Origin of the sequence: Kitasatospora sp. NPDC101447 (assembly GCF_044767225.1) — a bacterium.
Lineage (GTDB): Bacteria > Actinomycetota > Actinomycetes > Streptomycetales > Streptomycetaceae > Kitasatospora.
The window spans coordinates 41,924-63,640 of the sequence record NZ_JBIWNL010000010.1 but is presented as its reverse complement, the minus strand read 5'-3'; the positions used below and the strand labels follow the sequence as shown (position 1 = coordinate 63,640).

18 protein-coding genes and 1 riboswitch are annotated in these 21,717 nt (G+C 74.6%); of the genes, 12 read left to right on the top strand and 6 right to left on the bottom strand.

Annotation, left to right across the window (positions count from 1 at the left end; all coding sequences use genetic code 11):
- Positions 1 to 57: 57 nt before the first annotated feature.
- A riboswitch (cobalamin riboswitch) is annotated at positions 58 to 137 on the bottom strand.
- Between the two features lie 162 nt (positions 138 to 299).
- The gene (locus ACIRST_RS17055; protein WP_402802941.1) at positions 300 to 872 is read left to right on the top strand and encodes a histidine phosphatase family protein; all 573 of its coding nucleotides are present in this window, start codon (positions 300 to 302) and stop codon (positions 870 to 872) included.
- Positions 873 to 927: 55 nt separating this feature from the next.
- Here the strand turns inward: ACIRST_RS17055 and ACIRST_RS17050 are convergent, their stop codons facing one another.
- Together ACIRST_RS17050 and ACIRST_RS17045 are read right to left on the bottom strand one after the other, a co-directional pair.
- A complete protein-coding gene (locus ACIRST_RS17050) occupies positions 928 to 1,875 on the bottom strand; it encodes an endonuclease/exonuclease/phosphatase family protein (protein WP_402802940.1) in 948 nt (315 codons plus the stop codon).
- Between the two features lie 150 nt (positions 1,876 to 2,025).
- Positions 2,026 to 3,936, bottom strand: a complete 1,911-nt coding sequence (locus ACIRST_RS17045) for a lamin tail domain-containing protein (protein ID WP_402802939.1) — start codon at positions 3,934 to 3,936, stop codon at positions 2,026 to 2,028.
- A 403-nt stretch (positions 3,937 to 4,339) separates the two neighbouring features.
- Here ACIRST_RS17045 and ACIRST_RS17040 point away from each other — a divergent pair, with 403 nt between their 5' ends.
- Positions 4,340 to 5,884, top strand: a complete 1,545-nt coding sequence (locus ACIRST_RS17040; protein ID WP_350522652.1) for an FMN-binding glutamate synthase family protein — start codon at positions 4,340 to 4,342, stop codon at positions 5,882 to 5,884.
- A 226-nt stretch (positions 5,885 to 6,110) separates the two neighbouring features.
- Here ACIRST_RS17040 and ACIRST_RS17035 read toward each other — a convergent pair whose 3' ends face one another.
- Positions 6,111 to 7,445, bottom strand: a complete 1,335-nt coding sequence (locus tag ACIRST_RS17035) for an NAD(P)/FAD-dependent oxidoreductase (protein WP_402802938.1) — start codon at positions 7,443 to 7,445, stop codon at positions 6,111 to 6,113.
- Positions 7,446 to 7,855: 410 nt separating this feature from the next.
- Here ACIRST_RS17035 and ACIRST_RS17030 point away from each other — a divergent pair, with 410 nt between their 5' ends.
- From ACIRST_RS17030 to ACIRST_RS17005, 6 genes are all read left to right on the top strand, one after another.
- The gene (locus tag ACIRST_RS17030) at positions 7,856 to 9,373 is read left to right on the top strand and encodes a hypothetical protein (RefSeq protein ID WP_402802937.1); all 1,518 of its coding nucleotides are present in this window, start codon (positions 7,856 to 7,858) and stop codon (positions 9,371 to 9,373) included.
- Between the two features lie 166 nt (positions 9,374 to 9,539).
- A complete protein-coding gene (locus tag ACIRST_RS17025) occupies positions 9,540 to 9,701 on the top strand; it encodes a hypothetical protein (RefSeq protein ID WP_350522649.1) in 162 nt (53 codons plus the stop codon).
- Between the two features lie 105 nt (positions 9,702 to 9,806).
- Entirely contained in the window at positions 9,807 to 10,403 is a 597-nt protein-coding gene (locus tag ACIRST_RS17020) for an XRE family transcriptional regulator (RefSeq protein ID WP_350522648.1), read from the top strand.
- Positions 10,404 to 10,472: 69 nt separating this feature from the next.
- Positions 10,473 to 11,474, top strand: coding sequence for a signal peptidase I (gene lepB, locus ACIRST_RS17015; RefSeq protein ID WP_402803019.1), 1,002 nt, complete (start codon positions 10,473 to 10,475; stop codon positions 11,472 to 11,474).
- 144 nt (positions 11,475 to 11,618) lie between these two features.
- A complete protein-coding gene (locus ACIRST_RS17010; RefSeq protein ID WP_402802936.1) occupies positions 11,619 to 11,954 on the top strand; it encodes a hypothetical protein in 336 nt (111 codons plus the stop codon).
- A gap of 91 nt (positions 11,955 to 12,045) precedes the next feature.
- Positions 12,046 to 12,705, top strand: coding sequence for a double zinc ribbon domain-containing protein (locus tag ACIRST_RS17005; protein WP_350522645.1), 660 nt, complete (start codon positions 12,046 to 12,048; stop codon positions 12,703 to 12,705).
- Positions 12,706 to 12,856: 151 nt separating this feature from the next.
- Here the strand turns inward: ACIRST_RS17005 and ACIRST_RS17000 are convergent, their stop codons facing one another.
- Positions 12,857 to 14,335, bottom strand: coding sequence for an LCP family protein (locus tag ACIRST_RS17000; RefSeq protein WP_402802935.1), 1,479 nt, complete (start codon positions 14,333 to 14,335; stop codon positions 12,857 to 12,859).
- Between the two features lie 412 nt (positions 14,336 to 14,747).
- Between ACIRST_RS17000 and ACIRST_RS16995 the strand changes: the two genes are divergently transcribed.
- Both ACIRST_RS16995 and ACIRST_RS16990 read left to right on the top strand, forming a co-directional pair.
- On the top strand, positions 14,748 to 15,134 hold the full coding sequence (locus ACIRST_RS16995; RefSeq protein ID WP_350522644.1) for a hypothetical protein: 387 nt from the start codon (positions 14,748 to 14,750) through the stop codon (positions 15,132 to 15,134).
- A gap of 177 nt (positions 15,135 to 15,311) precedes the next feature.
- Positions 15,312 to 16,070, top strand: a complete 759-nt coding sequence (locus ACIRST_RS16990; protein ID WP_402802934.1) for a DUF1775 domain-containing protein — start codon at positions 15,312 to 15,314, stop codon at positions 16,068 to 16,070.
- A 54-nt stretch (positions 16,071 to 16,124) separates the two neighbouring features.
- Here ACIRST_RS16990 and ACIRST_RS16985 read toward each other — a convergent pair whose 3' ends face one another.
- Together ACIRST_RS16985 and ACIRST_RS16980 are read right to left on the bottom strand one after the other, a co-directional pair.
- Positions 16,125 to 17,045 carry a hypothetical protein gene (locus ACIRST_RS16985; protein ID WP_402802933.1) on the bottom strand — a complete coding sequence of 307 codons (921 nt, stop codon included), beginning with the start codon at positions 17,043 to 17,045 and terminating at the stop codon, positions 16,125 to 16,127.
- Between the two features lie 421 nt (positions 17,046 to 17,466).
- Positions 17,467 to 19,212, bottom strand: a complete 1,746-nt coding sequence (locus tag ACIRST_RS16980; protein ID WP_402802932.1) for a SpoIIE family protein phosphatase — start codon at positions 19,210 to 19,212, stop codon at positions 17,467 to 17,469.
- A gap of 414 nt (positions 19,213 to 19,626) precedes the next feature.
- Between ACIRST_RS16980 and ACIRST_RS16975 the strand changes: the two genes are divergently transcribed.
- The gene (locus ACIRST_RS16975) at positions 19,627 to 20,850 is read left to right on the top strand and encodes an ROK family protein (protein WP_402802931.1); all 1,224 of its coding nucleotides are present in this window, start codon (positions 19,627 to 19,629) and stop codon (positions 20,848 to 20,850) included.
- Between the two features lie 246 nt (positions 20,851 to 21,096).
- Complete coding sequence (locus tag ACIRST_RS16970) at positions 21,097 to 21,618, top strand: hypothetical protein (protein WP_402802930.1); 522 nt, start codon at positions 21,097 to 21,099, stop codon at positions 21,616 to 21,618.
- Positions 21,619 to 21,717 lie beyond the last annotated feature (99 nt).

The window sequence follows — 21,717 nt, the reverse complement described above, 5'->3', positions numbered from 1 at the left end:
CCGACCTCCTTCTGGGAACACGCGTCCCGTTCGGTGGAGCACGGACGACGGAGGCGGGTCTGACTCGCCGGGCCGAGGCGGGGGCCAGGGCTACGGCTTCACAGTGGCGCGACCGTGCCGGGTTCTCACCGGCTTCCGCGCACCGTCGTCTTCAGTTGTCGCAGGGACGGTACCGTGTCGCGAACGTCCGGCCAAGGGGCTTGACAGGGGGCTCACGGGCGCGCACCCGGCGCGTCGGACGGCGGGAGCACCGGTACGCACACGCGCGAAGGCCCAGTTCGGGGCAGGGAGGGGGACGGGTGACCGTCCGCGTGATCTTCATCGCACCGTCGATCGGAGCCGAACTGCGGGAGGCGAGATTCGGCAACGAGGCCCCGCCGGAGGAGGCCGGCTTGGCCGCCGCCCGCGCGGCAGCCGCTGCGCTGCCCCCGGCGGCCCGTTCCTTCACCTCGCCCTCGGCGCGCTGCCGGCTGACCGCGGAGGCCCTCGGCCTCGCCGCCGTGCCGGCCGCGTCGCTGGCGGACCTGGACGTGGCCGACTGGCGCGGGCACCGGCTGGAGGACGTCGCGGCCCGGGACCCGCAGGCGGTGTCGCGCTGGCTGACCGACCCGGAGGCGGCCCCGCACGGCGGGGAGTCGGTCACGGCGCTGTGCGCACGGGTGGGCGGCTGGCTGGACGGGCTGGCCGGGGACGGCGGGCGCGTCCTGGCGGTGGCCGAACCCGCGGTCGTCCGGGCCGCGGTGGTACGGGCGCTCTACCTGCCACCGACGGCGTTCTGGCGCCTCGACGTCCGACCGCTGTCGGCCACCGAGCTGTCCGGCCGCGCAGGCCGCTGGAACCTGCTCTGCGGGACGGCTCTGATGCCGGTGTGAGGGTGCCGTCGTGAGGGTGCCGTCGGTGAGCGGGAACCAGTCGATCGGCTGTGGGCTACAGCGGCAGCTCGACCACCACGGGCCGGTGGTCCGAGACCGGCGTCCTCGGAGCCCGCGCCGGCTGTGACCGGTGCGGCCCGAGCCCGGTGGCGAGCACGTGGTCGAGCTGCACCAGGGGGCGGTGCGACGGGAAGGTGCGGACGCGGGCAAGGCGGCGCCAGCCCGGCCGGGCCGGCAGGCCGGCGGTCTGCGGCGGTGGAGTCGCGCGCGGCGGGGGAGTCGCGGGCTTCGACGGAGCGAGGAACTCGGCCGCGCCGAGGGTGGCCGCGGGGATCGCGCCGGGGATGTTGAAGTCGCCCAGCAGCACGTGCGGCCGGGGCAGGCCGGCGATCCAGCGGTGTACGGCGAGGAGTTGGCGGAGGTTCCACCCCGGGACGAACGACAGGTGCAGCGCCACCGCGGTGAACGGGCCGCGCCGGCCCTGCAGGACGGCGGCCAGTGCCACGCGCGGATGGTCGCGGATCACCGTGAGGCCCGCGCGTCCGGACACCGGCAGGGGCACGGCGACGGGCGGTGCGCCGAACCGCCGGGCCCGCCAGTCCAGGACGGGCAGCCGGGACAGCAGCGCGATGCCGTGCGAGGGGACTTCGCCGTCCTGCCCGGCGTCCTTCGGCCCGTACACCCGCAGCCCCGGTTCGGACCGGTCGGGGGCCCAGGTCCGCCCCGGCCCGGACCGGGCGTGGAACGCCGAGGCGTAGCGCCAGTCCGCGGCGCCGGTCGCCTCGGCGATCGCGCGCGCCTGGTCCACCCGGCCCGACCGCTCCTGGAAGCGGTCGAGTTCCTGCAGCGCCAGCACGTCGGCGTCCAGGGAGACGACGGCGTCGACAAGCGGGTGTACGCCGGCGGTGTCGGAGGCCGGCCCAGGCGGGCGGCCGTCGTCCGGGAGTTGCTGCCCGTGCAGGACGTTGAAGGTCGCGAGGCGCACCAGCGCGGAGCCGATCATGGAGGGACGCTACCAACAGCGCCCCGGGGCCGGAGCGTTGGAGGGTCCCGGCGGCCCGCCCGGCGGGGACGGACCGTACGACGAAGCTCCCGGCCGTCGGCGGTGGTCACGGTCGTGACCCGCCGACGGCCGGGAGCTTTCAGCACGCGGTCAGCAGGGGAAGGTGCCGCTGTAGAGGGCGTGTCCGGAGGAGGAGGTCCCGGAGCCGAAGCCGTAGATGCCGTCGTCGCTCCAGACGGCCTCGCGGAAGCCGTTGACGCAGGTGGACGTCGGCGCGATCGCGAAGCCCTCCAGGTTGTCGACCGGCATGACGGCCGGGTTCGTGTAGGTCACGTCCGGGACGATCGCGCCGGCGGCGTCGACCTTCATGAAGGTGTGCGTCTCGCCGCAGGTGTTGTCGCAGGTCGCGACGAGGCGCTGGGTGCCGGCGTCGAAGGTCACGTCCATGACGGAGACCTTGCCGGTGGCGATCGTGCCGAAGGTGGTGAACGTGCCGTCGGAGTTCAGGCCGTACACGTGCAGGCTGCCGTCCCACTCCAGACCGGCGAAGTACAGGCCCGCCCCGTGCAGCGGGTAGTTCGCCGGGTTGTAGGCGGAGCCGGTGAGCGGGTCGACCCAGCCGTTCGCGGTCAGCCAGCTGTCCGGCACGTAGCCGACGCCCTCGAAGCCCAGGTTGGCGTCGTCCTTGCTGCCGGTGTTCAGCTGCGGGAACTGCGAGGTCATGTCCCACTGGTGGACCGGGGTGAGGGTCGAGCCGGTCGCGGCCGGGTCGAACTCCATGATCGTGTCCTTGGGGACGGTGTTGTTGCTGTTGTCGCGCTCGGAGGTCACGTAGAGGTGGCCGTTGGGGCCGACCGTCAGGCCCTCGGAGTCCGGCTGGCCGGAGCCGCCCGCGAAGCGGATCTGCTTGCCGGTCACGCTCCAGGAGGCGTCCGGGATCCACTTGCCGTTGCTCTTGACCAGCTTGAACAGCCAGTTCTTGTTCTTGGCCGCCCACAGCACGGACGGGTTGGCCGGGTCGAAGGCCAGGCCGCTGACGTCACGGCCCTCGGGGCCGGTGGACGTGGTGAACGCGCAGACGTTGTCGGCGATCGTGACGTCCAGCCCGCCCGGCCACGCCAGGGTGCCCGCCGGGGTGGAGCCCGTACCGGAGGGCGCCTCGGGGGTGCAGCCGCTGGTGAGCGCGCCGCCGCCGCCCAGCAGGTGGCCGGTCTGACCGCCACCGCCCCCGCCGCCGGCGCCCGTGCAGGAGTTCGCGCTGCCGAACGTCGCGGTCACGGAGGTCCGGAAGCCGCCGGTGCACCGCTCGTCGGACGGCGAGGCGCCACCGGCCGCCCAGGTCACCGAGTCGACGGTGTTGCCGCTGCCGTCGATCAGGAACAGCGAGTCGTTGCCGCCCAGGCCGATGCTGGAGTTGAACGTGACGTAACCGCCCGCGGGGATGGTGGTCGCGCTCGGCGAGGAGGACGAGACGGAGACCGGGGAGTGCGTGGTGTCGTTGTCGACGTACTTCCACGACCCGATGCCGACCGCACTCGTGCCGCTGTTGTACAGCTCGACGGTGTCCGCGCCGTCCGCGGTGACCTCGTTGATCCGCACCTTGCTCGCGGCCGGGATCGACGCCGGGCAGCCGCCGGCGTTGGCGGAGCCGAAGGTGGTCGCCGCGGTCGCGGTCACCCACGTCCCGGTGCCGTCGCCGCCGCAGCGGGCGATCGCCGGCTTGGCGTTGTCGGTCGCCCAGTCGACGCGGTCGACCACGGTGCCGTCGGCGGTGTAGATCACCACCTTGTCCGAGTCACCCAGCCCCTTGGGCGAGTTGAAGGTGACGAAGCCGCCGGCCGGGATGGTGGTGGAGGACGGGCTGAACGTCTGCGGCGTGAAGCCGTCGTCGGACATCTTCCAGCCGCTGATGCTCACCGCGGTCGAGCCGCTGTTGAACAGCTCCACGGTGTCGCTGTTGGACGAGGTGACCTCGTTGATCCGAACGTTCTGGTAGCCGGCCGGGTCCGCGGCCGCCGCGGGCTGTGCGGCGACGATCCCGGTGACGACGATTCCTGACAACGTCAAAGCCGCGGCGCACAGGGAGGCGACACCGGCGCGTGAGTGTGAGGTAGGCACGAGGCCGAACTCTGGTGACGCAACGTTGAAACAGCGTGTACGGGGGCTGAATGCCGCCTGCTGACCTCCGGAACGCTCCGGAACGCTTGGGAACGTCCCGGAAGGTTCGGGAACACCCCGGAACACAAGGAACACCCCGAACACCCCGGAACGCCGGGCGCGGGCCGGCGGCCGCGCGCTCCGACCGCCCCTGGCCGCGGGCCGGTCCGGGGGGCCTCCTACCATCGTCTGGCATCCCTCGACGGACGCTGCTGCCTGCTCGGCCGCGTGCCCGCCGTCCGGCACCCCACACGACACGACGACCCCACCGCCCGGCGATGGTGTCGTGCACCTTGGAGGAACGTTCATGCAAGCCCGGAAGATCGGCGCGGCCGCCGCGACAGCGGTGGCGCTCCTGGCTGCCCGCGACCTCATGCAGAAGCGGCACGCGCTGCTCCGGAACTTCCCGGTGGTCGGGCACGCCCGGTACCTGCTGGAGCGGATCGGGCCGGAGCTGCGGCAGTACATCGTGACCTCCAACGAGGAGGAGCGCCCGTTCAGCCGTGACCAGCGCACGTGGATCTACGCGTCGGCGAAGGAGGAGAACAACTACTTCGGGTTCGGCACCGAGGTCGACGTCGAGCACGTCCAGGGCCACGCCTACGTCAAGCAGCGCACGTTCGCCGGCGCCCTGCCCGACGCGCACGACCCGCAGGCCCCGCTGCCCTCGGCCAAGGTGCTCGGCGGGCCGCGCGGGCGCGCCAAGGCGTTCCGGCCGGCCAGCGTGGTGAACATCTCGGCGATGAGCTTCGGATCCCTCTCGGGCGCGGCCGTCACGGCGCTCAACAAGGGTGCGGCGCTGGCGGGCACGATGCACAACACGGGCGAGGGCGGCCTCTCGCCGTACCACCGCAACGGCGGTGACCTCGTCCTCCAGCTCGGGACGTCGTACTTCGGCTGCCGCAACGAGGACGGCAGCTTCAACCTCGACAAGCTCAAGGACGTCGTCGCCGGAGCCCCGGTCAAGGCGATAGAGATCAAGCTCTCCCAGGGCGCCAAGCCCGGGCTGGGCGGGATGCTGCCGGGCGCGAAGGTGACCCCGGAGATCGCCGGGATCCGCGGCATCCCGGTCGGCGAGGACTGCGCCTCCCCGTCGCGGCACAGCGCGTTCGGCGACGTCGACTCGATGCTCGACTTCGTCGAGCTGCTCGCCACCGAGACCGGCCTGCCGGTCGGGGTGAAGAGCGCGGTGGGCGAGATGGGCTTCTGGCAGGAGCTGGCCACCCTGATGGCGCGCGGCGACCGCGGGGTCGACTTCGTGACGATCGACGGCGGCGAGGGCGGCACCGGCGCGGCCCCGCGGATGTTCGCCGACTCGGTGTCGCTGCCGTTCCGGATGGGCTTCTCCCGGGTCTACGGCACCTTCGCCGAGCTGGGGCTGACCGACGAGCTGACCTTCATCGGCTCCGGCAAGCTCGGTCTGCCCGAGAACGCCGCGGTCGCCTTCGCCCTCGGGGTCGACATGATCAACGTCGCCCGTGAGGCGATGCTGTCGATCGGCTGCATCCAGGCGCAGAAGTGCCACACCGACAAGTGCCCCACCGGCATCGCGACCCAGAACCCGTGGCTGGCCCGCGGCCTCGACCCGGCCTCGAAGGCCACCCGGGCCGCCGTCTACCTGCGCACCCTGCGCAAGGAGCTGATGAAGGTCTCGGCGGCCGTCGGCGTGGCCCACCCGGCACTGATCACGGCGAACGACATCGAGATCATGAACGGCGACTACGACGCCCGCTCCCTGGCCGGCGTCTACGGCTACAAGGAGGGGTGGGGCGAGCTCGGCCCACAGCTCGCCGCCGAGATCACGGCCCTCGTCACGGGCGGGCCGGCCTCCCACGGGAAGCCGACCGTCTGACGCGCCGACGGCGCCGATCGGGCCGGCCGGGCCGATCAAGCGGCCCCGGCCGGCCCGACCCGGGGGGGGGGGGCCCCCGCCGCCGGCGGGGGGGCCCCCCCGGGGGGGCCGCCCCCCCCGCGGCGGCCCCCACCCCGCCGCCCCCCCGCGGGGCCGCCCCCCCGCCCGCCGCGGCGGCCGCCCCCCCCCCCCCCCCCCCCCCCCCCCCCCCCCGACCCGTCGGTGCTCAGCCGCGCAGGACGGCGCTGAGCACCGACGGGCGGAACAGCAGCGACGGCGGCTCCACCAGCGACATCACCTCGTGGAACGCCGCGGTGACCAGGGGGTCGCGGGTGGCGCCGGCCAGCACCTTGTCCAGGAAGCGGTGCTGGAGCTTGAGCAGGGCGCCGGTGGGCGCGCCGGTGGTGGTGTCGAAACGGGCGTCCTCGGCGCAGGACATCACCCACGGGTTCTTGGACGCCGCCGCGACGGCGCGCCGCGCGTCCCGGGCCGCGGCGTGGCCGATGCCGCCGTGCCGCCGCACGGTGCGGCGCAGCTCCCGGGCGCAGAACAGGGCGACGGTGACCCCCTGGCCGTACACCGGGTTGAAGGTGCTCGCGGCGTCGCCGACCGCCACCAGGCCCTCCGGACTGCTGCGTTCGTAGTGCCGCCGCACGCCGGGGCCGGGGAGGAAGCCGCGCACCTCGCCCGCGGGTTCGGCGTCCCGCAGCACTTCGCGGAGCAGCGGGTCGCGCAGTCCGGCGAGGTGCTCGGTGAACCCCTCCTCGCCGGGCCGGGGTTCGGCGCCGCGCATCCCGGCGAGGCTGACGATCCAGCGGTCGCCCTCGACCGGCAGCAGGACGCCCATCCGCGGTGCTTCCGGTGCCTTGGTCTGCAGGTAGATCGCCTGGCCGCCGAGGTCGACCCCGGCCGGGCGGTGGAACAGCCGGGAGGTGTACGCCACACCCGCGTCCACCCGCTGCTCGGGCACCGGGCGGCAGCCCAGCTCCGTCAGCCACTTCGGCACCGAGGTCGAGCGGCCGGCCGCGTCCACCACCAACTCGGCGGGGAGGTCACGGACTTCGCCGCGCTCCGGGCCCCGCTCGCGGACCTTCACCCCGGTCACCGCCCCGGCCGACCCGAGCAGGCCGACCACGTCGGTGCCCTCCAGGAACTCGATCGAGGAGTCGGCGCGGACCCGCTCCAGGACGAGCTGGTCCAGCACCGGCCGGGTGCAGGAGAGGAAGGCCATCTGCGCCGGGTACTCGGCCATCCACCCCGCGGAGCAGAGCCACCTCACCTCCGAGGTGGTCACCCGCAGCGCACCCGCGTCCATCAGCTCCTGCTTGATGCCGGGAAACATCTCCTCCAGGACCCGGTGCCCGGCCTCCAGCACCAGGTGGGCGTGCCGTCCCTGCGGCACCCCGGCCCGGAACGCCGGTTCCGCCGGGTAGTGGTCCCGCTCCACGACGACGATCCGCTCCGCGTGGCCGCGCAGCGCCCAGGCCGCCCCCAATCCGGCCAGTCCGCCGCCGATCACCACCGCAGTGCCCAGCCCGGGGGTCTTATCCGAAGAAGTCATGACACGTAGCGTAGTGGCGCGCCGGGGGCTCCGTGATCGTTTCGGTCGGAGGAGGAACGCCGGTGCTCCCGGCCGCTGTTGACGTCGGCTCGGATCGACCGGCACGCCGGCTCCCCGGGGCGGGCCGCCAAGCGGTCGGGAGGGTGCCGGCGGCAGGGGGCGCCGGGTGCCGGGTGCCGGGTGCCGGGAGCAGGCGGGAGCAGGCGGGCGCAGGCGGGCGCTAAGGAAGCGTCAAGATCGGTGCCCGGCGGTGTCAAGGAGGCGTCAGGACCACCCGTGCACCGGTCGGTGCGGTACTAGCGTCGCGCGGCGGAAGAGCGAACGAAAAGCAGAAACGGTTCTGCGCTCGGGGTCTTCGGCGCGCCCGAACCCCCGGCCGACCGTGCCACGGGGGAAAGGGACGTGCGGTCATGACGACCTCCACGGAGCACAGGGCGACCACCTCGAACGAGGCGGTTCCGCCGGAGACGGCGGAACCCGCCCCACCGGGCACCCTGGCCGGCCTCGGCCGCCGTGCGCGGACGATCGGCAGCCGGGACCACTGGACCACCCCGCGCCTGGTGCGCGGCCTCACCGCGCTGAGCCTCGCCGCCCTGCTCGGCCTCGGCGCCACCGCCACCGCCGTACTCGGCGGCGCCCGCGACGGCACCGACACCATCGGCCACCGGGACGCCCCGCAGGCCACCCGCGCCGCCGACCTCTACTTCGCGCTCAGCGACATGGACGCCCAGGCCGCCAACCTACTGCTGGTCGGCGCCGACCCCGAGTACACGACCCTGCGCAAGCAGACCCTGGACACCTACGAGCAGCGCCGCGCCCAGGCCGACGACGACCTGCAGCAGGCCGCCCGGGCCGCGGCCGACGACCCGGCCGGGCAGCGCGCCGTCCGGCTCGTCCTGGACCGGCTCGGCAGCTACGAGGCGCTGGTCGCCCGGGCGCAGCTGCTGGAGGAGCAGGCGAACTCGCCCGCCGGGCAGCCGTCGCAGGCCGCGCTGGAGACCTACCGGCAGGCCACCGACCTGCTGCGCGGCCGACTCCTGCCCGCCGCCGACCAGGTCACCGTCACCAGCGACGCCTCCGTCGAGCGCGTCTACCTTCAGCAGCGCGACGCCCTGGGCAGCGGCCGGTGGTGGCTGCTCGCCGTCGGCCTGCTCGCCCTCGCGGCGCTGCTCGGCCTCCAGCGCGCCCTCGCCGTGCGCTACCGCCGGGTGGTCAACCCGGCGCTGGCCGCGGTGACCCTGCTGACCGGCGTGGTGCTGGTGACCGGGCTGAACCTGGTGGGCCGCGCCGAGGACCACCTGGTGACCGCCAAGAGCAACGCCTACGACTCGGTGATCGCCCTCAGCCGGGCCCGCGCCGTCGCGTTCGACATGAACGCCGACGAGAGCCGCTACCTGATCGACCCGACCCGCGCCGTCGCGTACGAGCAGGCCTTCCTGGAGCAGACCCAGGCGATCGCCCGGATCGACGGGGCCACCCTCGCGGACTACAACGCGCGGCTGGCCGACGCGGCCGGCCGCCACCGCGCCGACCGTACGGCGGTCCCCTTCGGCGGGTACCTCGGCAGCGAGCTGCACAACGTCACCTTCCCGGGCGAGCAGGACGCCGCCGAGCGCGTGCTGGACACCTTCCAGCAGTACCAGCTGACCGACCGCAGGATCCGCGAGCTGAGCACCGCCGGGAGGCTCAAGGAGGCGGTCACGCTCAACACCGGGCTCTCGAAGGGGCAGTCCAACTACGACTTCGAGCAGTTGGGCGCCGCGATCGGGGACACCATCGCGATCAACGCCACCGCGATGGACCGGGCGGTCGCCGAGACCGACGGGGACCTGGACGGCACCACGGCGGCCCTGGCAGCCGGTGTGCTGGCGGTGGCGCTGGGCCTCGCCGCGGTCGGGGTGCGGCCCCGGCTGCGCGAGTACCGGTAGCCGGGCGCTCCGAGGCGCCGCCGGCCGGCCGACGGCCGGTCACCGTCGGCGGGCCGGCGGGCTCCCGGTCCTCACCGGTCGATGACAACTCGGTTTCGGTGCAAGGGCGTTGGGTGCAACGACGGCCGCACCGGGGAACCCTGCCGGGAAACGGGAGGAGGGCCGGGTGCGGGCGATCGTGCGGATCGTGGTGGCGGCCGTGGCGATCGGTCTGCTGCTGGGCGGAGGCGTCGGTGTGGTGCTGTTCGCGTTCAGCGACTGGCTCGACCCGTTCGTGCGGTCGGTGCACGAGCACTGGTTCCTGGTCTGGCGGCGGGAGCGTCCCTAGCCGAGGCGCTCGTACGCGGTGTCCCGGGGGCCTCACCCGGTATCCGGGGCGCTCACCCGGGTGCCGGATTGACAAACGCCCTTGCCATAGCGGCACATGGCAGGCATGGCCGACGAAGAGTTCGAGAACGTCCTCACCACGGTGGGTCCCCGGTTGCGGGCCCTGCGGCGGGAGCGCGGCACCACGCTCGCCAAACTGGCCGCCGCGACCGGCATCTCGCTCAGCACGCTGTCCCGGCTGGAGTCCGGGCAGCGCAAGCCGACGCTGGAGCTGCTGCTGCCGCTGGCCCGGGAGTACCGGGTGCCGCTGGACGAGCTGGTCGGTGCCCCGGCCACCGGTGACCCGCGGATCCACCCGCGCCCGGTGACCAGGAACGGCCAGACGATCATCCCGCTCACCCGCCACCTGGGCGGGATGCACGCGTTCAAGCACATCGTGCCGCCGGGCCGCAACACCGAGCCGGAGCCGGAGCTGAAGGTGCACGAGGGCTACGAGTGGCTGTACGTGCTGTCCGGCCGGCTGCGGCTGGTGCTCGGGTCGCGCGACCTGGTGCTGACGGCCGGTGAGGCCGCGGAGTTCGACACCCGCACCCCGCACGCCTTCGGCAACGCGGGCCCGCAGCCGGTGGAGTTCCTGAGCCTGTTCGGCCCGCAGGGTGAGCGCATGCACGTCAGGGCGCGCCCGGGAACCTCTGTTCGGTAGGTTCGTTCCTGACAGGGGGTCTTCGTTGCGACTCCCGTCGGGCCGTCGGGAGGGGCCGAGGAAATGAGTGTGCAGCAGAGCGCGGAGTCCGGCGAGAGCGGTGGAGCCGGGGAACGCGGCGGGGCCGGGGACGGCCGGGCGGGCGTGGGCACGTCCGCGGGCACGTCCGTGGGCACGTCCTCGGGCACGGGCACAGGCGTGGGTACGGCCGCGGCTGCAGCCGCGGGGGCGGGCGGGGACTCGGGCGGAGGCGCGGGGGAGGACCCGGACGAGGGTGCGAAGCGCCCGCGGAAGAAGCGCCCGTTCTGGCAGGAGCTGCCGATCCTGCTGGTGATCGCCCTGCTGCTCTCGCTCGGCATCAAGACCTTCTTCGTGCAGGCCTTCTCGATCCCCTCCGGGTCGATGGAGCAGACCCTGGCGATCGGTGACCGGGTGCTGGTGGACAAGCTGACCCCGTGGTTCGGCGCGGAGCCCGAGCGCGGGGAGGTGGTGGTCTTCCGTGACCCGGGCGGTTGGCTGGAGGGCACGACGACCACCGACGACTCCGTGATGGGCTCCGTCCGGAAGGCGCTGAGCACCGTCGGCCTGATGCCCTCGGCGGACGAGAAGGACCTGATCAAGCGGGTGATCGCGGTCGGCGGGGACACCGTCCAGTGCGACGCGGGCGCCCCGCTGAAGGTGAACGGCGTCGCGCTGGACGAGCCGTACCTGTTCCCCGGCTCGACGCCCTGCGACAACGACCCGGTGGGCACCATCACCGTGCCCAAGGGCAAGCTCTGGGTCATGGGCGATCACCGCAACAACTCGCGGGACTCCCGCTGGCACCACAACGTGACCGGTGACGGCTTCGTGCCGGTGGACAACGTGGTGGGCCGGGCGTTCGTGGTGGCGTGGCCGCTGTCGGACTGGTCCACCCTGCCCGTGCCGGACACCTTCGACAAGGTCCCGGCGGGGGCGGCCGGCGCCCCGTTCGAGGCGCCGCCGGCCTCGGAGGCGCTCGCGCTGGCCGGGGTCGTTCCGGTGGCGCTGTGGGGAGTCCGTCGTCGGAGGTCGGTGCGGAAGGACCGCTGAGCCGGTCCTGCTCGGCTTCGGGGAATCCCTCCCGTCGTTCTCTACACGCCTGTAGAGTTCAGGAGGTGTACTGCACCCCCGGCCGCGGCGGCCGCCCCGCACCGGGTGGCCTCCGCGGCCGAGGCCGGGTCGGGAGGCGGAGCCGTGATGGAGAGTCAGTGCGGTCACCGGGAGACCGGGGACCCGGCGGACCCCGCGAACGGGGACGACCGCGACGAGCGTGACGAGCGCGGGGTCGGGGTCGGGGCCGACGGGGCGGACCCGGTGGACCCGGCCGAGCACACCGTGCAGTGGGTCTACCAACCGGTCGAGGTGGACCTCGGCGAGGGCGCCTGGGCGCTCGGCCGGATCAGCGGCTGGTGGCAGGACGCGACCGGCCGGCGCTGGTGCCGGCTGCGGGTCGGCCGCAGCGGACAGCCCGCGTACTGGGAGCGGTTCGACCCGGCACGAGTGGTGCTGCTGCCGGTATCGGGGCTCTGATCAGCGCAGACGCCTTGGCGGAACCGTTCATTGAGCCCTATCGTCCCTGGGAGCGACCGCCGACATCCCACTTTCAGCGACCGGGGACGACGTGACTTCGGAGATCTACTTCAGCAGCAACTACCGCGACCTGTGCGAGCAGCACGGCACCGGTGCGGGCTTCCAGTTCGAGTTCTACTGCTACCGCTGCTCGGACACCTGGCGCTCACCGTTCGAGGCGTTCCGGACCGGCCAGATGGCCGGCTGGATAGGCAAGGGCGTCAGCGCGGCCTGGAACCTCATCGGCGGCAACGCCAACACCATCAGCAACGCCGCCGACGGTCTGGCCGGCCAGACCTGGGGCACCACCCGGGACGCCGCCTTCCAGCGCGCGATCGCCAACGCCCAGACGCACTTCAACCGTTGCGCCCGCTGCACCCACTACGTCTGCGGCCGCTGCTTCAACCCGGCGCAGGGCCTGTGCTTCAGCTGCGCCCCGGACACCGCGGCCGAGGCGATGGCGGCGCAGCACCGCGGTCTCAACGACATGGTCTCCGAGCGCGCCTACCAGGTCGGACAGCAGACGGGTACCGGGTACGACGTCAACGCGCCGCGCCAGCTGGTCTGTCCGCAGTGCCACGCCGAGACGCACGGCACACCGTTCTGTCCGGGCTGCGGCTTCCGGTTGGCGCAGGCCGTCCAGTGCACGAGCTGCCACCAGGACGTGCCGGACGGCGCCGCGTTCTGCCCGTCCTGCGGGACGAGACGCTAGACGCGACTCCTGGCGCGGCCGACGGGGCGCCCTCGGGACGGCGGTCCGAGGGCGCCCCGTCGCCGTCCGCGCGCCCTTCCGCCGTGTGCGCGCCCGGGCGCCCTGGCACCGTCCGCGCGCCCCGGGAGCGCACCCGTCGGCGGCGCGCCGCTCAGCCGTACGAGACGTTGGCGCAGGGGTCGTCGTCCGCCGAGCGGGCGGTGCCGCTGACACTGGTGGGCAGCGGTGCCGGAGAGGCGCCCGCGCCGGGGGCCGGGTTGGCGGCGGTCGCCGGGTCGGCGGAGGCAAAGTCGTGGCCGAGGACGACGCTGAGGCCCCGGCCGCCGGGCTGGACGGTCGCGCCCGGGAACAGCTTGGCGACCGCCTCGGCGGAGCCGCGCTCGCCCGCGCCGTACTCGACGACCGTGGTGCCGCGGGGCTTCCCGGCGGCGTTGCCGACGGTGGTGACGGTGTAGCCGGCGCCCTTCACCGCCTCCGCGGCCTTGCCGCCGAGGCCGGTCTCGCCGGTGCCGTTGAGCACGGAGACCTTGACCCCGGCGGCCTTCGGGTCCGGGGCGGTGGTCGGCGTGGGGGCGGCCTCGGTGGCGGGGGTGGTGGGGGCTGCGGAGCCGGGGCCGCCCGGGACGCTGGCGTCCTGGCCGTCGATGGTGCGGTCGGCCTTGAGCGCCGCCCAGAGCTGGTCCACGTCGGGGTGGACCAGGGCGACCCGCGGGCCCTCGTAGCGCCACGGCGTGGTCAGGAACTTGACGTCGTGCAGGTCGATGTCCTTGAGGGAGGTGGCGAAGTCGAGCAGTTTGGCGGCCGAGCCGAGGCCGGGGTCGACGGTCAGCGACTTGGTGGCCGCGTCGGCGAGCGGCAGCAGGGTGGTCGGGTCCATCCCGCGGGACTTGACCTGCTTGATGAGGGAGGAGAGGAAGGCCTGCTGGCGCTTGGTGCGGCCGATGTCGGAGCCGTCGCCGATGCCGTGCCGGACCCGGACGTAGTCGAGCGCGGACTGCCCCTCGACCTTCTGCTTGCCCTTGGCGAAGACCAGTTTGCCCTTGTGTCCCAGGTTGGGGTTGAGGTCCCCCTCGTGGACGTCGTTCGGCAGGCAGACCTCGACCCCGCCGACCGCCTTGGTCATCGAGGCGAAGCCGTTGAAGTCCACCACGATGGTGTGGTCGACGCGCAGGTTGGTCAGTTTCTCGACCGCGTTCTGGGTGCAGGCGGGGTTGCCCTGGTCGGTGTCGCCCACCGAGAAGGCGCTGTTGAACATGACGTTGGTCTGCTCCTTGGTCCACTTGCCGCCGGGCAGCTTGCAGGGCGGGATGGTGACCAGGGAGTCGCGGGGGATGGAGATGCCGACGGCGTGCTTGTGGTCGGCGTAGACGTGCAGCAGGATCGCGGTGTCCGAGCGGGCGCCGCCGTCCCCGCCGCCGCCGAGGTCGCTGTTGCCGTTGCCGCGGCTGTCCGAACCGATCAGCAGGACGTTCACCGGGGTGCGGCCCTGGGCGTCCGGCGCAGCGGCGTCCGGGCGGTCCTTGCTGACGGCGTCGCCGTCGAAGGTGGAGATGTTGCTGTTCAGGCGGTAGTAGAGGCCGCCGCCAGCGAGCACCAGGAGCGCGGTGCCTCCGGCGGTCGCCCAGAGCACCTTCTGCTTGGTGCTGCGCTTCGGCTTTTTCTTGGCGCGGCTCGCCGAACGGCCTTCGGCTATGCCCTCGGCTATGCCCTCGGTGTCCTTTTCGCCCGTTTCCGGGGCGTTCGTTCGGCCCGCTGCCCGGCGTCCGCCCGCCCGGTGCGGCGAATTTCCGGCGTCGGGGGAACCCTTGCGGCCAGACACGTCGTCATCCTCCACAGTTGCCACGGAGCCCCCGTCGGAGCGGTGGGCTTGCGCGGCCCGGGGCCGGAGCCGATCCGGGCGAGGCCCGTCGCTAAACTTTTACACCGCTGTAGAACTTCAGTGGAGCATACTAGGCGCGGATGAGAAAACCAGCTGGTCAGAGCATGAGAAATTGCTTTGGTCGGACTTATCCGAGCAGCCCTGAACCCGTACGAGGAGCACGATGACTCACCGGATCGCACGTTCGATAGCCGGGGCCCTGGTGGCACTGGCGGCCGCCGTCGGCCTCACCGCCGTCGCGTCGAGCGCGACGGCGGTGGCCGCACCCCGAACCGCCGCCGTCGCGGTGTCCGACCGCGGAGCACCGGCCGCGGGGGCGGCCGCCGAGGCGGGCGCCCGGCCGATCGCCGCCTCCGTCGCCTCGTCCGTCGCCCCGTCGAACGCCGATGCCGTGCACGTCGCGGCCAAGGACACCAAGAAGAAGAAGGGGTTCTTCGCCAAGCTGGGCAAGTTCCTGCTGGTCGTGATCATCCTGATCATCCTCCTCTTCGTCCTGCTGATCGTCGGGATCATCTACGCCGCGAAGCGGATCTTCGGCCGCCGCAAGTAAGGGAACGGGCCGGGCGGGTGAGCGGTCGTCGCGGTGGGCCGGGCGCCGGCTCCGGCCCCGCCGGGGCCCTCCGGGGTCGGCCGGGATCGCGGATCCGTCGTGCATGATGGACGCCGCCGGGCCCGATCGGCCGGGCCGGCCCCGGCCCGACGCCGGCTCCCCCCGGAGCGAAGACCCGTGAACGACTCCCGCCTGCCCGGCCGTGCCGCCACCGTCACGGCCGTCGTAGCCGGCTCCCTCGCCCTCGCGGCGCCGGCCTTCGCACACGTGGAGGTCGCCTCCGAGACCGCCCGGGCGCTGGCCGTCAACGCCACCGTCACCTTCACCGCCGAGGCCGAGTCGAGCACCGCCGGCCTCGCCGAGTTCCGGGTCGTCCTGCCCGAGGGCATCGCCCCCGCCGACGTCACGCTCGCCGACGCCCCCCAGGGCTGGACGCTCGCCGCCACCGCCGACGGCTACACGGTCGGCGGCCCCGCGCTCCCGCAGGGCAAGGACGCCGTCTACCGGATCACCGTCAAGCAGCTGCCCGACGCCCGGCAGCTGGTCTTCAAGACCCTGGAGACGTACGGCGACGGCCACATCGACCGCTGGATCGAGCTGCCCGAGGGCGGCGCCGAGCCCCAGCACCCCGCGCCGACCCTCAAGCTCGCCGCCGCCGCGCCCGGAGCGACCCCGATCGGCACGCCGTCCGCGGTGCCCTCCTCGGCCGGCGCCTCCGCCACCTCCGCCACCTCGGCTGCTGCCACCTCGGCCGCCGCCGCGCCCGCTCCGTCCGGTGCCCCGGGCGTGACGGCCTCGCCCGGAACGGCCTCGACCGCGTCGGGCGGCGGCGGTTCCTCCTCGGCCGGCCTCGCCGTCGGTGCCGCCGTGGTCGTCGCGCTCGCCGCGGGCGGTGCGTGGCTGTGGCGCCGCAGGCGGGCCGCCGCCGGCGGCTGACGGTCCGTCACCACCGGGGCGTCCGGCCTGAGGGGCGGGGCCGGGCCCGCGGCGTCAGTCGACGTGCAGGGTGAGTTCGGCGGTGTGGAGTCGCCCGGCGGTCTGGAACTGCAGGAAGACCCGCCAGTCGCCGGGTTCCGCGAGGAGGGCCTGGAAGGTCAGGGTCGGGCCCCCGTGGTCGCCGGCCACGGCGTCCGCCGGATGGAGGTGGGCCAGTGCCTGGTCCCCCTCGTGGAAGGCGCTGAGGTGGGCGTAGCTGTCCAGGTAGGGCTGGAGGTCGGTGACCGGCCGGCCGTCCTGGCCGATGCTCGCGACCAACGTGTGTGCGCCGGCCGCCGCCTGGGCGCGGAGAGTGACGGTGTAGCCGTCCACCTCGACCGTGCCGGTCGGGGCCGGCAGGGGCACCGGGGCGTACTCGCCGCGCACCGTCACGGTGCGGCTGAGGACGAGTTCGGGGGCGTGGGGGCCGGTGTCCGGCACGAAGTCGGCGTACAGCCGCCAGGTGCCGGGCGCGAGGGCGGAGAGGTCGGCGGTCCAGGTGCCGTCGGCGGCCATGTCCGGGTGCAGGTGCTGGAAGCCGGTGAGGTCGGCGCGGATCGCGTAGAAGTGCAGCTTCTTGGTCTGGTGGACCGCGAAGTCGGTGACGGGTGAGCCGCCCGGGCCGGTGACGGTGAACCGGAAGGGCGTCGGACGCCCGGCGGGCAGCTCGGTGGCCGCGGTGTCCAGCCGGTAGCCGCCCTGCTCGGCGGCGAGGCCGCGCCCGGTGCTCCCGGACGCGTCCGCCGTTCCCGGCGCGCCGGCCATGCCGGGCATCCCGGGCATGCCGTCCGACATGCCCGGCATGCCGGCGTGCGGCGCGGGAGCGGGCGGGGCGGCCGGAACGGACGCGGCCATCCCGAGCACGAGCAGCACCGGCACGCAGGAGGCGAGCAGCCAGCGCCGCTGGAACGGACGGCGAGTGGGAGAAGCGGTCATCGGCAGGTCTTTCCCGTTGCGGGCGCGCCGGGGGCGACGCCGTGCGGGCCGACGGCGTTCGGCTCCGCTGTTACTGGAGACCGCCGGCGTACGGCCTGATAACCGAAAGTCGCGGTGCACGGGACCGGCGGCATCGGTCGCCGCCGGGTCCGGGAGGCGCCCGGCGGCCGGCGGGCGGTGGTGACGGGCCCGGCACCAGCGCCGGTTCGGGCGGAGAGCCCCGGATTGCACGTGTGCGCACCGCATTGGAACGTCGCGCCATGGCCACTCTCCGAACGCAGTGTTCCCGGGTCGCCGGTTCGCGCCGGAGCTGCCTCGCGCCGGTGCCGACGTGCCCGGCACGTACTCCTTCACCCCGCCCGACGGAGTCACCGGGACCGTGGTCCGGGCCTGGGGCGGCGGGGGCGCCGGTGCGGCCCGGTCAGCGCGGCTTGGCCCGGGCGGCCAGGATGGCGATGTCGTCCTCGGCGGCGGGGGTCGGCGGCGGGACGAGGGCGTGCAGGACGGCGTCGAGGAGGTCGTCGAGGTCGCCGGTGGCGGGCAGGCGCAGGGCGGCGAGGCGGTCCAGTGAGACGTCGATGTCCTCGCCGCGCCGTTCGACCAGGCCGTCGGTGTAGAGCAGCAGCGTCTCGCCCGGGGTGAGCGGGTGGGTGGTCTGCTCGTAGCCGCCGAGGCCGGTGCCCAGCGGCGGGCCGCTGGGCAGGTGCAGCAGTTCGGTGGGCTGGCCCGGGGAGATCAGGGCGGGCGGCAGGTGGCCCGCGCTGGAGAGGGTCCAGCGGCCGCGGCCCGGGTCGGCGAGGGCGAGCAGGCAGGTCGCGGGGCGGGCGGAGCCGTCGGCGGAGATGACGGTGTCGAGCTGGCGCAGGATCCGGTGCGGGGGGAGGTCCATCCCGGCGATGTCCCGCAGGGCGGAGCGGTAGTGGCTCATGTCGACGGCGGCCTCGACGCCGTGCCCCATGACGTCGCCCATCGCGAGCAGGGTGCGGCCGAACGGCAGCCGGACCGTCTCGTACCAGTCGCCGCCGACCACCGAGGTGGTGCCGGAGGGCAGGTAGCGGGAGGCGAGGGCGAGGTTCTGGTGCGGGTTGCCGGGTTCGCTGAGCAGGGCCCGCTGCAGTTCGAGGGCGATGCCCTGGGAACGGGTGTAGCGGCGGGCGTTGTCGATGCCGGTGGCGGCCCGCGCGGCGAGGTCGCCGAGCAGCGCGGCCTCGTCGGAGGTGAAGGGCGGCGTGGCGGCGGTGCGCCCGAGGGTGAGCAGCCCGACCTGGCCGCCACGGGCGGCCAGCGGCAGGACCAGCAGCGAGGCCGTCCCGGCGGGGCAGGCGTCCTCGGGGCCGGGCTCGGTGAGTACGGCGATGCCGCCGCCGAGGCTGCGGGCGGCGGCCGAGCCCTCCCGGTGGCGGATCGATTCGCCGGGACGGGCCAGGTCGGCGAGCGCGTCGGTGAGGGCCGGTACGGACCGTACGGCGGCGCGGTGCAGCCGCTGGGGCGTGCCGTGGCCGGCCCGGAAGGGCTCGGCCTCGGGCGGCAGGACGTCGACGACGGCGAGGTCGGCGAGGCCGGGCACGGCGAAGGCGGCGAGTTCGGCGCAGGTCGTCCCGACGTCGAGGGTGGTGCCGATCCGCTCGGCGGCGTCGTCGAGGAGCGCGAGGCGGGCGCGGGCCTGTTCGAGCTCGCGGAGCCGTTCGCGGGCCGGGTCGGGGTCGTCCAGGACGACGACGATCACACCGGTGGTCCGTCCGGCGTGGCGCAGCGGCCGGTAGCGCACCCGGAGGCCGGGCGGGACGGGGTGGCCCACGCCGTCCGGGCCGCCGGTGCCGTGTTCGCGGTCGAGCCCGTCGTCGAGGACGCGGCGCAGGGTGGTGGTGGCCGGGGCGAAGGCGGTGGCCTCGGCGGTGCGGCCGAGCAGATCGGCGCGGCGCAGGCCGGTGGCGGTGGTGAAGGCGGGGTTGAGGTACACCCAGCGCAACCGCTCGTCGAGCACGGCGACGCCGACCGGGGCGGCGCCGAGGACCGCCCGGAGCAGGTCGGGGTCGTCACCTCCGTGGTCACTGCCGGTGATCGCGCCGAGCCTCGCCGCGAGGGCCGCCGCCGTCGCCGCCAGGGACCGGGGCCCCGGTGTCGCGGACGGGGAACCCTCTGCTCGGTTTCCGTGCCGGAAGTGCATACGCCCATGATCACGCGCCGGGGCGCGGCACGCCCACAACTGGAGGAAACCTTGACCGGGCGGAGACGCTGTTGTACCGGGCCCGGTGCAGCGCGGTGCGGAGCGGTGCCGTGCGTGCGGAGCGGGCCCCGGGAGGCGGTGGGCGGCCGCGCGCGGGACCTGCCGCGGACCGGCCAGGGTCGGGCGGGCGAACGCCGGATGATCACCGGTCATACTTGGGCGGCGGGGCCCGACCCGGGCGCCGCGGGCCGGGCCGGAACACCGACGGGCGGGGCCGGAACACCCTCGGGCCGGCTGTGCGTCCGCGGGCGGGCCGGACCCCCGCAGGCCCGGCCGGACACCCGCAGACCAGCGCCGGACCCCGCGCGAGACCCGTGCGGAGACGTCCGTGAGCACCAGACCGGAGGAAGAACGATGAGCCCCCACCAGCCGACCAGTCGCCCGGCGGCAGGGGCTCCCGCGGTGCCCTGGAACCGGCAGCGGCTGCGCAGCAACAACGAGTGGCTGCTGCTGGAGCTGCTGCGCACCGGCGGCGGCTCCTCGCGCGCCCAGCTGGCCCGGGACACCGGCCTGTCCAAGCCGACCGTCTCCGCCGCACTGGCCGCCCTCGAACAGGCCGGGCTGGTCCGCGAGGCCGGTCGGCTGGCCCCCGAGCGGGGCCGCACCGCCGTGCTGTACGAGGTCGACCCGACGGCCGGGCACGTGCTCGGCGTGGACATCGGCCGGGCCCGGCTGCGGGTGGCGGTCGCCGACCTCGCCGGGTCGGTCGTCGCCCGCCGGGACGTGGCCAACGAGGGCAGCTCGGCGGACGCCGTCGCGGACGCCGTGGTGGCCGCCGCGCACGGGGCGATCACCGACGCGGGCCTGGCGACCGACGACATCGTGCACGCGGTGATCGGTACCCCGGGCGTCTGGGACGAGGGGCGGCGCGGGGTGCGTTACGCCTCCCACCTGCCCGGCTGGGGCCGACCGGGGTTGTTCGACCGGATCGCGGAGGGGCTGGGCACGGCCGTCTCGGTGGCCAACGACGCCAACCTGGCCGCGCTCGGCGAGTACACGCTGGGGGCCGGCCGGGGCAGCCGGATGTTCGCCTACCTGCTGGTCGGCACCGGGCTCGGCCTGGGCGTGGTGAAGGACGGCGAGCTGCTGGTCGGCGCGCACGGCGGGCTGGGCGAGATCGGCCTGGTGCCGCTGCCCGCCCGTGGCGGCGAGCCGACCGGGACCATCGAGGAGGAGGCCGCCGCGGACGCGGTGGTGCGCAGTGCCCGGGAGTTCGGGCTGTCCGGGGCGGGCGCCGCCGGGCAGTTGACGGCGAAGCAGGTGTTCGAGCGGGCCCGGGCCGGGGAGGCCCCGGCGCTGCGGGCGGTGGAGCGGCAGGCGGAGCAACTCGCCTACGCGGTGGCCGTGCTGTCGGCCGTCCTGGATCCGGACCTGGTGGTGCTCGGGGGCGGGATCGGCAGCAGCGCGGACCTGCTGCTGGAGCCGCTGGAGCGGGCCCTGCACCGGCTCGCGCCGATGCGTCCGACGCTCGCGCCGAGCCTGTTGGGGGAGGAGGCGGTGCTCCTCGGTGCGGTCTCCACGGCGCTGGAGTCCGCCCGCCCGGAGGTGTTCGAGCGTCGGACGGCGGGGCTGCGCTGACCGTCGGACGGCGGGGTTGCGCTGACCGTCGGGCGGGTCGGGGTGGCCGCGGAGGGTGCGGGGTCAGGGTGGCCGCGGAGGGCGCGGGGGCCGGGACGCGCAGCGTGACGGCGACCGGGAGCGCGGACACGCTCGGTGGTCGCCAGATCTCGATCTGCAAACGAGTGGGGAAACGGTGCGCGGGGCGTGTGGGAGCCCTGCTTGAATCGCACGACTCATCCAAACGGAACGGAGCGTTCTCCTCCCATGCCTTCACGCATACCCGGGCGCCGCCGGGCCGGTCTGGCCGGATTCGCCGGACTCGTCCTCACCGTCGGCCTGGCGCTGACCGGTTGCGACCCGTCGGCGGCCGACGCCACGTCGACGGCCTCCGCCACGCCGAGCGTCGCCGCCGCCCCGACCTCTCCCGCGCCGGTCGCGCCGCCGACGACCCCCGCGGCGCCGGCCCCGGCCCCGGCCACCACGCCGTCGGAGCAGCCCGCCGCGCCGGCCGCCACGCCCCCGGCGCCGCCCGTGGCCGCCTCGCAGCCCGCGGCGCCCAAGGCTCCGCAACCGAAGGTGACCACCGCTCAGCCGCCGGCCGACCCGCAGCCGGAGCACACCGCGGCGGCCGCCGGCGGCGGGTGCGAGATCCGCTCAGCCGCCGGCAACTGCTACGAGGCCGGGCAGTTCTGCCGCAACGCCGACCTGGGGAAGAGCACCCACGACGCGAGCGGCCGGGAGATCTACTGCCGGATGGTCAGCGGCAAGCCGCACTGGCAGGCCTGACGCGGACGGGCCGCCCGAGGCGTGCGGGCCCCCTGCGGCCGGTCCGGGTGGTACGACCCGGTCCTGGTGGTACGTCCGGTCCGGGTCGTGCGTCGGTCC

What these genes read in the sequence shown, in the direction of transcription:
- ACIRST_RS17050 (WP_402802940.1), bottom strand. Translation starts at nt 1,875, where the DNA reads ATGATCGGCTCCGCGCTGGTGCGCCTCGCGACCTTCAACGTCCTGCAC.
- ACIRST_RS17040 (WP_350522652.1), top strand. Translation starts at nt 4,340, where the DNA reads ATGCAAGCCCGGAAGATCGGCGCGGCCGCCGCGACAGCGGTGGCGCTC.
- ACIRST_RS17035 (WP_402802938.1), bottom strand. Translation starts at nt 7,445, where the DNA reads ATGACTTCTTCGGATAAGACCCCCGGGCTGGGCACTGCGGTGGTGATC.
- ACIRST_RS17030 (WP_402802937.1), top strand. Translation starts at nt 7,856, where the DNA reads ATGACGACCTCCACGGAGCACAGGGCGACCACCTCGAACGAGGCGGTT.
- ACIRST_RS17020 (WP_350522648.1), top strand. Translation starts at nt 9,807, where the DNA reads ATGGCCGACGAAGAGTTCGAGAACGTCCTCACCACGGTGGGTCCCCGG.
- ACIRST_RS16995 (WP_350522644.1), top strand. Translation starts at nt 14,748, where the DNA reads ATGACTCACCGGATCGCACGTTCGATAGCCGGGGCCCTGGTGGCACTG.
- ACIRST_RS16985 (WP_402802933.1), bottom strand. Translation starts at nt 17,045, where the DNA reads ATGACCGCTTCTCCCACTCGCCGTCCGTTCCAGCGGCGCTGGCTGCTC.
- ACIRST_RS16980 (WP_402802932.1), bottom strand. Translation starts at nt 19,212, where the DNA reads ATGCACTTCCGGCACGGAAACCGAGCAGAGGGTTCCCCGTCCGCGACA.
- ACIRST_RS16975 (WP_402802931.1), top strand. Translation starts at nt 19,627, where the DNA reads ATGAGCCCCCACCAGCCGACCAGTCGCCCGGCGGCAGGGGCTCCCGCG.
- ACIRST_RS16970 (WP_402802930.1), top strand. Translation starts at nt 21,097, where the DNA reads ATGCCTTCACGCATACCCGGGCGCCGCCGGGCCGGTCTGGCCGGATTC.